The sequence below is a fragment of the Cytobacillus massiliigabonensis genome (genome assembly GCF_900199725.1).
Classification (GTDB): domain Bacteria; phylum Bacillota; class Bacilli; order Bacillales; family Cytobacillaceae; genus Cytobacillus; species Cytobacillus massiliigabonensis.
Genome location: NZ_LT904903.1, coordinates 860,333 through 873,413, shown reverse-complemented (window position 1 = coordinate 873,413; position 13,081 = coordinate 860,333). Strand labels below are relative to the sequence as shown.

Annotated in this window: 13 protein-coding genes; all 13 read right to left on the bottom strand. The window is 33.9% G+C overall.

The window, feature by feature from the left end; translation table 11 throughout:
• Positions 1 to 2: 2 nt before the first annotated feature.
• A complete protein-coding gene (locus C1726_RS10260) occupies positions 3 to 611 on the bottom strand; it encodes a sugar transferase (protein WP_102273050.1) in 609 nt (202 codons plus the stop codon).
• Positions 595 to 1,467, bottom strand: a complete 873-nt coding sequence (locus tag C1726_RS10255; RefSeq protein ID WP_102273049.1) for a hypothetical protein — start codon at positions 1,465 to 1,467, stop codon at positions 595 to 597. Before C1726_RS10255 ends, C1726_RS10260 begins: the two co-directional genes overlap by 17 nt.
• Positions 1,468 to 1,501: 34 nt before the next feature.
• Positions 1,502 to 3,022 (bottom strand): murein biosynthesis integral membrane protein MurJ, encoded by a 1,521-nt coding sequence (murJ, locus tag C1726_RS10250; protein WP_102273048.1) that lies wholly within the window; start codon positions 3,020 to 3,022, stop codon positions 1,502 to 1,504.
• 41 nt (positions 3,023 to 3,063) lie between these two features.
• Entirely contained in the window at positions 3,064 to 4,149 is a 1,086-nt protein-coding gene (locus C1726_RS10245) for a hypothetical protein (RefSeq protein WP_142385072.1), read from the bottom strand.
• A 50-nt stretch (positions 4,150 to 4,199) separates the two neighbouring features.
• Positions 4,200 to 5,327 carry a glycosyltransferase family 4 protein gene (locus C1726_RS10240; RefSeq protein ID WP_102273046.1) on the bottom strand — a complete coding sequence of 376 codons (1,128 nt, stop codon included), beginning with the start codon at positions 5,325 to 5,327 and terminating at the stop codon, positions 4,200 to 4,202.
• Entirely contained in the window at positions 5,324 to 6,610 is a 1,287-nt protein-coding gene (locus tag C1726_RS10235; protein ID WP_102273045.1) for an O-antigen ligase family protein, read from the bottom strand. The genes C1726_RS10240 and C1726_RS10235 overlap by 4 nt, the downstream gene beginning before the upstream one ends.
• A gap of 65 nt (positions 6,611 to 6,675) precedes the next feature.
• Positions 6,676 to 8,208: a glycosyl hydrolase family 28-related protein gene (locus C1726_RS10230; RefSeq protein ID WP_102273044.1), complete on the bottom strand. Its 1,533-nt coding sequence runs from the start codon at positions 8,206 to 8,208 to the stop codon at positions 6,676 to 6,678.
• Positions 8,209 to 8,246: 38 nt separating this feature from the next.
• On the bottom strand, positions 8,247 to 9,017 hold the full coding sequence (locus C1726_RS10225) for a tyrosine-protein phosphatase (protein ID WP_102273043.1): 771 nt from the start codon (positions 9,015 to 9,017) through the stop codon (positions 8,247 to 8,249).
• 32 nt (positions 9,018 to 9,049) lie between these two features.
• Positions 9,050 to 9,739, bottom strand: a complete 690-nt coding sequence (locus tag C1726_RS10220) for a CpsD/CapB family tyrosine-protein kinase (protein WP_102273042.1) — start codon at positions 9,737 to 9,739, stop codon at positions 9,050 to 9,052.
• The gene (locus C1726_RS10215) at positions 9,729 to 10,454 is read right to left on the bottom strand and encodes a YveK family protein (protein WP_102273263.1); all 726 of its coding nucleotides are present in this window, start codon (positions 10,452 to 10,454) and stop codon (positions 9,729 to 9,731) included. The genes C1726_RS10220 and C1726_RS10215 overlap by 11 nt, the downstream gene beginning before the upstream one ends.
• 56 nt (positions 10,455 to 10,510) lie before the next feature.
• Entirely contained in the window at positions 10,511 to 10,867 is a 357-nt protein-coding gene (locus C1726_RS10210) for a helix-turn-helix domain-containing protein (protein ID WP_102273041.1), read from the bottom strand.
• A 69-nt stretch (positions 10,868 to 10,936) separates the two neighbouring features.
• Complete coding sequence (locus C1726_RS10205) at positions 10,937 to 12,043, bottom strand: aminotransferase class I/II-fold pyridoxal phosphate-dependent enzyme (RefSeq protein WP_102273262.1); 1,107 nt, start codon at positions 12,041 to 12,043, stop codon at positions 10,937 to 10,939.
• Between the two features lie 122 nt (positions 12,044 to 12,165).
• Positions 12,166 to 13,056: a UTP--glucose-1-phosphate uridylyltransferase GalU gene (gene galU, locus C1726_RS10200; RefSeq protein ID WP_102273040.1), complete on the bottom strand. Its 891-nt coding sequence runs from the start codon at positions 13,054 to 13,056 to the stop codon at positions 12,166 to 12,168.
• Between the last annotated feature and the right edge of the window lie 25 nt (positions 13,057 to 13,081).

The window sequence follows — 13,081 nt, the reverse complement described above, 5'->3', positions numbered from 1 at the left end:
CATTACAAAATACTGCGTTGGCTCCGATTTCCTTTAAACTCTGGCATCGTAACATGACCTTCTTGATTAATTCCCTCTGGTTTAAGAAGTTTCCTTATAGTCATCAAAATAATTTTTATATCTAAAATAAAAGATCGATTATCAACATACCAAACATCTAATTCAAAGCGGTTCTCCCATGGAATCCCATTCCTTCCATTCACTTGAGCCCAGCCAGTAATTCCTGGCTTCACTTCATGACGTCTCGCTTGGAATTTAGAATATAAAGGTAAATACTCCATCTTCAGTGGTCTTGGACCAACCAAGCTAATATCACCTTTTAAGACATTAAATAATTGCGGGAATTCATCTAAGCTATATCTTCGCAGGAAGTTTCCAAAAGAGGTGACTCTCAAATGATCTGGTAATTCATCTCCATTGATATCGTATTCATCAGTCATTGTTCGAAATTTGTATAGTACAAATGACTGCCCATTTAAACCAGGACGTTCTTGTTTATAAACTATCGGTGATCCAAGCTTCATTCTTACTAAGATTGCCGTTAAGATAATAAGAGGACAAAATAAAAGGAAGCAAAAAGAAGAAGCCACTAAATCAAATATTCTCTTCATCAAATCCTCTCCCATTTCTTTTTATGATCTCTAATGTATAAGTATATTCAGGATTTTCCTTTAAAATTAATTTTAAGCGTAAAAGGAATAGAAATATTTTCCCCTTCAAACTTTTTGAATAATAGATTCTTAAATCATGGGCATGAATACTGCCAAAAGATAATTTAAATTCATTTATATTTTGACCGCTTTTATCACTTGGATTTAATATTTTCCCGCCAAAGTTATACCATTTGCACCCTTTTTGCTTAAAACTGAGAATATCTCTCCAATGTAAATATCGGTTTGCTCTGCCAATTAAATTTCGATTGTCCACTCCATCTTTTTCAAATCTTCGTGAGGCAGAATAGAGCAAATATCCTTGGGTGCCAGCAACAAAATAGACATGGTAACAAAGTATTCTATACCCGCTATCTTCTATATAGGAAATCACTAATGCCTCCTGATCCCTTAATGCTTTTAATTTAGTCATGTCACATTCTCTAATATTTTTCTCCCTTGCAAAGGGATTATAAAATTCTTTAAAATCATTTATTTGATTATCTGACGGTGAAGTTAATTCTACATAATGCAGTTCATCACGAGTTGCCGCTCTATTAATCTTATATCTTGTATTTTTGTGTATTCTTTTTAATATTTCATCCTCATCCATACTCAAATCAATAAGATAAGTAGGTTCTAATAAAGAAAGTGAATTCTTAGAACTAACTAACTTTATTACTTCTTCCGGCGAAAGCTGCAGTTCAAATTTATAAAGAAGATCAGATGTTACCTTCTCTGATTGATTCACAGAAGGATCTTTTCCTATTTTTTCAGTAATTCGGACAAACCCTTTTTTGGTATGATAAGTAATCATAATACCTCCTTATATCCAATAAAAATTAAGGATGTTAGGATACTCTCTTCCTTTTCCTCTTTAATTCTAGAATAAATTCATCTACTTCCTTAATTTTAATAAAGTATATTAATAAGGAATAAACGGCTATACCGATTATGATAGAGATAAGAAGGGATACACTTAAATGAAGTGTATCTGACAACAGCATATATGAAAATTTCACCATAATCCCCATAATTATGGAGTTGATTAAAACTTTCAAAAATGAAATCATCATTATTTTCACTTTGAAAAATCCTATTTTCTTTCTAAGACTAATGAATAAAAGGATCGTACAAACAATTCCTGAAATACTTGTAGCAAGGGCTAATCCGCCAACACCTAAATACCTTGATAAGATAATATTTAGGACAATGTTAAGAAGCATAGACAACATCGCATTAATCATTGGCGTTCTTGTATCTTGCAATGAATAAAATGCTTTATTTAAGACTTCTCTAATACCAAAGCCAACTAAGCCTAAGGAGTAAAATAGTAAAGCAATCGAGGTCATTTCTATTGCGTCATTAGTAAAAGCGCCTCTGCCAAATAACAATCTAATAATAGGTTCAGCAAGGATAATTGTTCCAACCGTCGCAGGTATAAGAATTACATTAATAACGACAATCAGCTGCCCCAAGGAATTCTTTAATCCGATCATATTCCCCTTTGCAGCCATTTTTGAAATAATCGGATAGCATACTAGCATGATGGATGTAACGAATATTCCCTGAACAAATAAAATGAGCTGATTTGCGTAATTTAATGCTGAGATTCCTCCAATTGCTAAATTGGAAGCTATCGTTCTATCTATCAGTTTATTGATTTGCTCAACTGAAGAACTTAAAATTACGGGTAATGCTAAGATGCACATCTTTTTTACATGTTTATCCTTTAGGTCCAAAACAGGCTTATATTTAAATCCTTTTTTATAAACAAATAGTAATAAAAAAAGAAGCTGTAACAATACAGCTGCTACTTTTCCATATGGAAGGAAATTGATATGAATAATGGAACCTAATATGATTCCCATGATTAATGCCAAGTTTAAAGGCAATCCCATTAGGCTTGGAGCTAAGTGATTGCCTTTTATTTGAAGATATCCGCTAAAAATAAAGACAATACCGCCAAAAAACATACTTGCCAGTGTTATTCTAGTAAATGAAATAGCTAGACGTAACGTCTTTCCTTCAAACCCGGAAGCAAAAACTTTAACTAAAGGTTCAGCAAATATAGCACAAATAATAAATAGGAGCGCTGAGAAAACGAGTATTACATTTACTAAGTTATTAGTAAATATATCCCCTTCTTTACTACCATACTTTTGTTCGATGCTGTTATACATCGGTATATAAGCTGAAACAATTCCTACTCCTATAAATCCGAAGACGACACTAGGTATGACTAATGATATGAGATAGGCATCACTAGTAGAAGAAGCTCCATAAAAATAGGCTAGAATGATATCCCTAAAAAAACCGATCACTTTTGATAAAAATGTTAAAATCATAACGATTATGACAGTCTTTTTCACTTGAATGCATATCCAATCCTATTAGATTTAACAACCGCTTTTTATGCACTTTTGTACTTTTTCAGCATGTTTTTATAATTTCTTAGTTTCATATGTTTAGCTTTATTGCTTAATTGCCTCCATCTATTTTCGTACACATTCATAAAAAAAATATTTAAATAATCATACCGATACTTTTCTTCAAACGTTAGATCAAATATCTTAAACATTTCCCTAAAGTAATGATCGAAAGCTCCTGAAATATATTTCTCCAGATAAAAATGATTGTTATTTATCACTTGGCTTTGAATGAACCAAAAAACGTCATAAACTAATAAAAGATCGTTCGAATATTCAAAGTCTATATAATTGATATCATATTTATTTGACTTTCTAAGCAGAATATTAGGTGCCCAAAGATCTCCATGCATTTTTAGAAATGGGAAACTCTCATTTAGCACCTTTCTTTCGGTCGTATGATGAATAAAAGCTATAACTTCATCTTCTTTATCTAGTATTTTTAGTATTGAGCTTGGCTTTTTTAAATAATAGCTTCCATTATCTTTGCACTTTTTAAAATAGTTAATATAACATTTAAACATATCATCGATGACAAATAACGAATCTTCTTCCGACCATTTATTATTTGTCTTATATTCAACTAATTCTTCAATGAAGAGTAATCTTTCTGAATCACGTGACAGTATTTTAGGGGTTTTAAAAAATTGGCTAAAGTAATGATGATTTTCAATCAATTGCACGTATTTCTTTTCAGAAAAGGAAAATGTTAGTACTTGCTTATTCGAAAAATCAAATGCTTTGGCTGTATTGCACTGATTAATTCCAATGAAAAATACAGTCCCTAAAAAACAATTATTATTTTGTCTCTCGTTTTTAATAACCATATGCCTGTTAAAATATACTCTTTTTATTAAGTGAACAATCCATTTGTATATCGTTTTAGAAAAATAGTTTTTGTCATGAAATAGCTCAAACATGATTTCTTTATTAGTTCCATCTTTTAAGTAGATGAATCTTAATGAATCATCAAATACATATACACCTGACTGAAAAAATTGAGCATTTTCTTTAAATATATGAACCATATGTTTTTTTCTTTTAATAAAGTTAAAAACCTTTTTAAACATTTTCCCCTCCGGTTTCAGAGTGAATTTTGCATGAATTATCCCTTTAATGCCTAGCATATGAATTGCTTTTCATAAATCTCTTTCATTTCCTTTAACACATGATGAATTGAATAAGATTGAATCATTTCTTTATTTCTCAGAGAAAACTCTCGCCTTAATTGCTCTGACTTATATAGCCTCTCAATTGCCCCAGCACAGCCTTCAGCATCCTCTACACTGCATAAAAGCCCATTTACTTCATTAACTACCAAATCTCGATTTCCTCTTACATTTGTAGCAACTAAAGGCAGTCCTGTAGCCATCGCCTCCATTACATTTACAGGAAGCCCCTCTTGTCTAGAGGTGGAGACAGCTGCATCAGCAATCTTCATTAATTCAGAAATATCTTCACGATAGCCTAAAAATTCTATATTTGCTTTTATTCCTAATCTGTTAACCATCTCTTTATAGCTATTTTCCAAAGGACCAGATCCAATAAGCAAAAGCTTTAGATTTGGTATTTTGTCTTTTAATATGCTTACAGCCTTTATTAATAAATCTTGATGCTTCCGAAAGCTTAATTCTCCAACATAGATTAATATAAAATCTTCTAAACGATAGTTATACTCATTTCTCAATATATATTTTTCCTCTATTGTTGGAGAGGTGAATTTTGTTAGATCTAGTCCTACACCATGCACCTGAAATATACAATCTGGCTTTCTAAATTTCAGCCCTTTCGCGATCCGAAAATCTTCTTGGTTCATCGTAATTAATCCATCTGTCCATTTAGCAGACAATCTTTCTAATGTATAGTAAATAGCCCAATTTTTTATTGGGGCTCCTTTAAAAAAGTGAAAACCATGGACCGTATAAAATATACGGATATTTTTCAGCTTTCTGCATGCTAATCTAGTAATGAATGATGCTACAGGCGTATGCACATGGATTAATTCATATCCTTCCTTTGTAACAATCTGTTTGATTTTTTTATAGGCAGAGAGGTTTTCTTTTTTTAAGGGATTTCGATTAAACTCAATTGGATGTATTTTACATGTAAGATTCATCAATTCTGGACTTATATCATCAGAGTTAAAAGCTACTCCTACCTCGTTCCCTTGTTCAATAAGGAATTTCAGATGTGGAATTAAAAATAAATTAACCGTATTGGCTATTGTCGTTACGAATAATATCTTCATCTATTCAAACCTCTCCTCAATACCACTTCTTTCAGATTACTTTTACTGCCGATAGAAACAGAAGAAGCTAATGCTCCCAAAAGCAGCCAAAGTATTCTTGCATTATTCAGCGAAATAGCCATTGATCCAACTAATAGGACAAGAAGAATATCCCTGATCATATCGTTCGATTCCTTGTTAATCATCTGAGCATTTGCAGATTTAACGAATAAATATATGACATAGAAAAAAAAGATAAAGGCTAATGGTATTCCCCATTCAGCTGTTAATTGTAAAAATGTGTTATGGGCAATATCAGTTACTTGGAACACCTCCCATACAACGTTTGTATAGGTGCCTATTCCAACTCCAATAATTGGTGAATGCTGAATAATTTGAAATGCGCCATTCCAAGCCGCATCTCTTTCAGATCCGTTTGAAGTAATGGCTGAATGAAAATCGGTGAATAAATATAGAACTCTTTCTAATGAAGGGATACCAGAAGCGATGTCTTTTACTGCATTTTGAAGTGTATGATAAGAAATTAGAACAATTAATAACATTCCTGCTAATAAAAATAGCTGAGAGATGATCACTCTTATTTTTTTCTTTGAATGAAACGTGTATTCTATTAATCTAAAGATTAAATAACAAAGGAGAGTAATCATTCCTGTTTTAGATCCTGCAGCTAATACAGCTGCTAACGTAACCCCTAAAGCTAAATACCTATAGCTTACTTTCATCTTTTTTACCCTGCTGAAGTAGACAAGTGCAGTAATTTGTAAAACTGAATAGTAATTAGGGTCATTCATTAGCCCTCTATACCTTATATCTGCATAAAACAAAGCGGACGAAAACACATTTATATTAAATACTGTTAAAAATATTCCGAGTCCTCCAATAACCAAGCCAAAAACGGAATACCATTTAATCACTCTAGCCATTTTGCTTAATTTCATCAAATTATAGCCAACAATAAAATATAGGAGAATGGCCGCTAGTTTAATATAATCATTTATCATTCCAGATGGTTCAGGGTAATACATAAATTTAAACGGCACAAAAAAAACAGCAGCACTAAGAACAAAAATAGAAACGAGTATAAAAAAGAGGAACGGAATAATTGGAATGGACAAGTGTCTTTGCAGCATCATATAAATAAATAAAACAAAACAAAATAGGTCTGAAAAGGAAATATTAATACCTAATATTACATTGGATTGATGCAATAAGATCGACATAAGAAAAAGGGATAAGGTAAAAAAATAGTGTCTATTTTTATTCTCAATAGTTAAATTCGTCACTTATTTCCCCTCACCGCCTTTTATTCTTTTCCGTCTGTATTTTTCAAAAATAAAAAGAGATGGTTTTATGAGCCATCTCCTTTTTGTATGTCTGCCTCTTTACGCTTCACAGCAGGACCGAATGAAAGCATGTTTAAACGATTATAATTTTGGATATTCGCAATATAAACTCCATCCGCTGCTTTTTGTGTTTTTAAATATAAAATATGTTCCACTTTTTTTAATCGATCATCTGACACGAGTAAATTTTCTATATTTACAGTCGGCTGAAAACCATAGTCAGAAATGGCAATAAGTTCTTTTCTCCCCGAATTTCTTGTAACCATATTTTCTATCGAAACGTGCTGCTTATTCGTTGCAAACACGTTTAAAACCTCGCCTTGAATCGTATTTGCCTCCAGATATTCAATTGATGCATCGGCTCCCCATAATTCAAGACCTTTTCCATCTGGCTTCGAGATAAAAAGCTTTCTAATTTTTAAATTTGGTTTTTCTTTTCGCTGCTCTTTTGCCGATATCACATACCCTTTCCCATTTAAAAAGTATGCCTCATCAATTGTCCAATTGGCTGAATAGCTTAGGTCTAAATCATTATCCCCATTATTAGCTGAAGATTTCATAAATAATTTCCCAATTTTTAATGTCGATGCATAAGATTGCAATCCGCCAGAAGTGCCTTCCATTATTGATACATTAAATTGATCTATTTCTAGAATCCACTTATCTGCTAACTCTCTTTTTGTGCCGACTGTAAAATCATTGCCCTTTCCATAGGTTGATAAGTAATCGATTCGCTGATAGAACTTCTTTTTTCCCTTATAACCATCTGGTTCCAAGTCTAAGGAATTTTCTCCAGTCCAGTTCCCGTCTACACCACCTGCAGAGTTATCCAAAATAGCTGTTCCTATATGCAATTGATCTACATAATGGATTACTACATTCTTTCTTCCCGCTTTTACCCCTTTAAAATAGTTGATTGTTACAAATTCTGAATAGTTCTCCTCTGTTCCGCCAACAAAGAGATTATCCCCATAAGTATTATATGCGTATGCAGATTCGATAAAAATCCGTTTTGCATCATAAATAAATATTCCATGCATATGTTCATTCCCATTTACAACAGTATGTGCACTCCCATCTACTTCAACACGTCCATATATATTTACATTTGAGACCTCACTTATTACTAATACACGTGTTTTTTGGGGTGCATGATCAACAAGCTTTAATAGAGCCCCCGGCTCAAAATAGATTTTTGCATCACTTGGGATCGAGAGGCACCACCAATCTGAAGAAGTGGAATCTCTGTATTTTAAGGGACTTACTAAATAGGTTTTAGCAGGCACAATCAAAATTTTATTATTTTCTGCAGCATGATCTATCGCCCGTTGAAAATTTACCGTATCATCCGCTATTCCATCGCCTTTTACACCATATTCAACAACATTTATTCCATTTTCTCTAAGATACGAATCATCAGGAACCCACTCGTCTGTATCTGTATTGTCAGCCATATTCGTCTCTTCCTTTTGAATAATGAATACAATAAACAGGATGAACACTGCCATGCTACTAACTATTACTTTTCTACGGTTCACTCCTTATTCTCCTTTAAAATAAAACTGCTAACTTTATATCACGAATAAAAAAGCCCAAATATTTTTTTTCTAATTGGAAGCGGCTTCTGGGTAATAATATGCTGTCCGTTGATAAGCAATTCTGCATTCTCTTTAAAATAATACGTCTGATGGATCCCATATAGATTGGCAATTCGCTCATAGGCAGATTGGAGACAGAAGCCTCTTGTATGAACATTATGAGCATCAGAAGCAATGAAATGGGATAAGTGATGTTCAATAATTTTTTCTGAAAAGGACTTGACCTTTTTGCCAAATTGACCGATCATACTGCCAGCAGTCAGTTGAGTCAATGCTCCCTCCTGAACTAACTCATATAGAAGATTGTTATCCGAAAGTAATCCTCTATTTCTTTCTGGGTGGACAATAATTGGAGTAATTCCTTTTAGTAATAATTCGTAGACTACTTCAAGTGTATAATCGGGAACTTCCCCTGAAGGCAGTTCCAATAATAAATATTTATTTTGATTGCCTAGAGTGAGTACTTCATCTTTTTCTATAGTGTGGAAGATTTCCCTATGAATCCTCAGCTCTTGCCCCGGAAGGATAACAAGGGGGATATTTTCTTTTTTTAAGTACCCATTAAAAAGATCAACATACTTTAATACATCTATTTTTTTATTTTCATATTTTCCATTTAAATGATGCGGGGTCGCAAAAAGACGGGTAATTCCTTCACTTACTGCCCTATTTGCCATCTCTTTAAAGATCATGTAATTATCAGGACCATCATCAACCCCTGATAAAATGTGACAGTGTATATCAACCAATCATACCCAAACTCCCTTCAATATGTTTGCAATCAACCATATTGGCCATAAAATTCAGCCTTTTTGAGTTCCACTCCATTAACAACTACCCCAAGAAGCTGCGTTTTTAACTTGTCTAACAATTCCTTTGCTTTAAAAGCTTTATCCTTCGTTGTTTTCCCACTATATATGACAAAGACAACACCATCACACTTATTGGCCAAAACCTGTGGATCTGTTACAGCTAGAACAGGCGGGGTATCAAAAACAACGTAATCAAACTTTTTTCGCAGTTCATGCAGCAAGACATCCATTGCTTTAGAATTTAAAAGCTCTGATGGATTTGGAGGTATCGCACCGCTTGTTAATACATCTAAATTTGGAATATACGAATTTGATATAGCCTTATCTAAGCTTTCTTTCCTTGCTAGGACACTTGTTAATCCTACGATATTGCTAATATTAAAGGTATAATGAATAGAGGGTTTCCTTAAATCTGCATCTACAAGTAATACTTGTTTTCCTTGTTGTGCGAGGACAATTGCCAGATTTGCAGCTGTAGTCGATTTCCCATCAGAAGGCTCTGGTGAGGTAACCATTATTAATTTTATTTCCTCATCTACGGAGGAAAATTCTATATTCGTTCTAACTAGCCGATATTGTTCAGATATCGCACCTTTTGGCTCATTGTAAGCGATCAATGGGACTGAGTTTTTCTTTTTATTTTTTAAGCTACGACTCAAGGGTTTTACCTCCGTTCATTTGTATTTTTGCTTCAGTCTTTCCTCTTTTTGGCGCGATTTTTTGAATGGAGCCTAACACAGGAAGTCCAAGATATTTTTCAACATCCTCCCCATCCTTCATCGTGTTGTCTAAGTATTCCAAAAGACATGCTATTCCGATTGCAGCCATTACACCAATTACGATCGCTATTGTAATATTCCATAATGGATTAGGGCTTACTGGTTTGGGTGAATTCTCCAATTCAGCTTTTGCTAGTATGTTAACATTATCAACATTCATAATGCTGATAATTTCCCTCTGAAACGTTGCAGAAATTGAATTTGCAATTTCGGCTGCTTTTTCAGCATTCTTATCTTCAACAGTTACCGAAAAAACCTGTGAATTTTCTTGCATGCTGATCGCTACTTTATTTGTAAGCTGTTCGGTGCTTTCTATTAGATCAAGATCATTAATCACCTTATCAAGTACCGCCGGGCTTTTGATGATGACACTATACGTATTTATTAAATCGACATTGCTTCTTAATTGGGTTATATCTACTTCTGAATTTTTTGGATTGACTAAAATTTGTGTTGAAGCCTGGTAAATAGGTGTAATCACATAATAAGAAATAATGAAAGCAGTTAATCCTGTGAACAATGGAATGAGCACAATTAACAGCCAGCGCTTTTTCAGGATTCCAAAAAATTCCTTTAATGTAATGGTTTCTTCCATGTGAACCTCCATATATATTCTTCCTGTCATACATCATTCACAAGAAAACCAGCAATTTATTTGCCTTCAATCGGACTAGCGTTTTCCTTCTGCCACTTAATAAATTCTATCAGCATCTTGTATTCCTGAATTTGGTCCTTTTCAATTCCTAAATCCTTTAATTCATTGAAGATTTCAATCCACTCTTGTTCAATATATTGATGAGTGTTACTATCTCTGCCAGTTTTTAACAGCGTGATTAGGTCAACATTTAAAACAGATGCAATTTTTTGCATGACATCAAGGGATGGATTTTTATTTATATTCCGTTCGATATTGCTTAAATAGGACTTTGATATATCAGCTAGTTCTGCAAACTCCGAAAGGGTATAGCCTCTCTTTTTCCTGATTCTCGCTATATTATTTCCAATCATTTATTTACCTCTTTACTTAGCTTTGTCGTTTATCGTTCACTTCACTGTCCTTAATTTCTCCTAACAATATTAATTTAGGCTGCTTCTCAAGCATTCAATGACTCTCATTTGGTCATCATTAGACATATTCGATCCTGATGGCAAACAAATTCCTGTTTGAAAAAGCTGTTCTGCAACATGCTCCTCTTTGTTATGAGAGTAATATCTGCAGCCTTTAAAAAGCGGCTGCAAGTGCAATGGCTTCCATACTCGTCTAGCTTCAATATTTTCATTTTCTAAGACTGCAAGTACTTCTTTAATTGACATCCCCGTTAAATTCTCATCAACTGTCAATGCTGTTAGCCAGCGATTAGAAAAAGTATTTTCAAGTTCCGGCATAAAATTTACCCCTATCAATCTTCCTAATTCTTGCTGATAAACTTGGAAAATACGCCTTCTTTCGCTGATTCTCTCGTCCAATACTTCTAATTGACCTCTTCCAATTCCGGCGAGAATATTGCTTAGACGATAGTTATATCCTAGTTCACTATGGTGATAATAGGGTTTTGGCTCTTTAGATTGTGCAGCTAAAAACCGTGCTCTTTTTAATGCGTCAGTCTGATTTGAGACAAGTATTCCGCCGCCAGAGGTTGTAATAATTTTATTGCCATTAAAGGAGTAAACGCCAAATTTTCCAAAAGTGCCGCTTGCCTTTCCTTTATAGGAAGCACCTAACGATTCTGCTGCATCCTCAATAATAGGAACTTGATATTGATTGCAGATGGCAAGAAGCTCATCCATTTTTGCAGACTGCCCATAAATGTTAACAATAACCACTGCCTTCGGAAGCTTATTTAGTCTTTCAGCATCTTTAAAAGCTCTGTTCAATGCAGTTGCAGACATATTCCAGCTCTCCGGTTCCGAATCAATAAATACAGGTTCTGCCTGCTGGTAAAGAATTGGATTAGCCGTTGCCACAAAGGTGAGACTAGAGCAGAATACGGTATCCCCTTTTTGAACATTCAATAGAGAAAGAGCCAAATGAATGGCTGCGGTTCCAGAACTCACCGCAACAGCACCTTTGACTCCTACATAGTTTGCTATTTCCCTTTCAAACTCATCAACATTTGGACCTAATGGGGCAATCCAATTGGAGGAAAATGCATCATTAATATATTTAACCTCTTTCCCGCTCATATGAGGAGGAGAAAGATGGATTCTCTTTTTTACTGCGGTATTTGCCAAGATAAACAACTCCCCATGACAATGCGATCATATTAAATTAAATAGTCCGCCTTTCAGTTCTACTCCTTAATTGTCTATTGCGAAATCCTTCTCTCATCCACAACCTGACCTAAATAGGATAAAATATCATTTTGCATATCCTCTCTTTCTAAGGCAAAGTCGATAGTAGCTTTAACAAAGCCAAGCCTATCACCAAGATCATAGCGTTTGCCTTCAAAGTCAAAAGCAATGACCTCTTGTTTTTCATTTAAAAGATTGATAGCGTCTGTTAATTGAATTTCTCCACCTGTCCCCGGTGTTATATTTTCTAATATTCCAAAAATTTCAGGTTTCAAAATATACCTTCCTAAAATTGCATAATTAGATGGCGCTTCTTCAATAGATGGTTTTTCGATTAATTTTTTTACAGAAATTACTTTATTATTATCTGAAAGTATATTCCTTGGTTCTATGATTCCATATTTGTTTACATCTTCTCTATTTATTTCCTGTACCCCTACAACTGAAGTACTATACCTTTCAAAAACTTGCATCAGCTGCTTTAAACATGGTGTAGAGGATCTAACAATATCATCCCCTAATAGAACTGCAAAAGGTTCTTCACCTATAAATCTATTTGCACAAAAAATGGCATCTCCTAATCCCTTGGCCTCCTTTTGCCTGATATAATGGATATTTGCTAAATTTGAGATTCTGGTTATATTATCTAATAATTCATGTTTATTCTTCTTTAATAATATTTCTTCTAGTTCATATGACTTGTCAAAATGGTCTTCTATTGCCCGTTTTCCCCTTCCTGTTACAATGATAATATCTTCAATTCCAGATTCAATTGCTTCTTCCACAATAAATTGGATTGTTGGTTTATCAACAATTGGGAGCATTTCCTTTGGCTGTGCTTTTGTAGCTGGGAGAAATCGTGTACCTAAACCGGCTGCTGGAATAATTGCTTTTCTAACCTTCACATAGACCAACTCCTTTATTCCAATT

Coding starts and splice junctions, on each gene's coding strand:
- C1726_RS10215 (WP_102273263.1), bottom strand. CDS start 10,454: ATGGAAGAAACCATTACATTAAAGGAATTTTTTGGAATCCTGAAAAAG.
- C1726_RS10245 (WP_142385072.1), bottom strand. CDS start 4,149: ATGTTTAAAAAGGTTTTTAACTTTATTAAAAGAAAAAAACATATGGTT.
- C1726_RS10210 (WP_102273041.1), bottom strand. CDS start 10,867: ATGATTGGAAATAATATAGCGAGAATCAGGAAAAAGAGAGGCTATACC.
- C1726_RS10205 (WP_102273262.1), bottom strand. CDS start 12,043: ATGAGCGGGAAAGAGGTTAAATATATTAATGATGCATTTTCCTCCAAT.
- C1726_RS10240 (WP_102273046.1), bottom strand. CDS start 5,327: ATGAAGATATTATTCGTAACGACAATAGCCAATACGGTTAATTTATTT.
- C1726_RS10255 (WP_102273049.1), bottom strand. CDS start 1,467: ATGATTACTTATCATACCAAAAAAGGGTTTGTCCGAATTACTGAAAAA.
- C1726_RS10260 (WP_102273050.1), bottom strand. CDS start 611: ATGAAGAGAATATTTGATTTAGTGGCTTCTTCTTTTTGCTTCCTTTTA.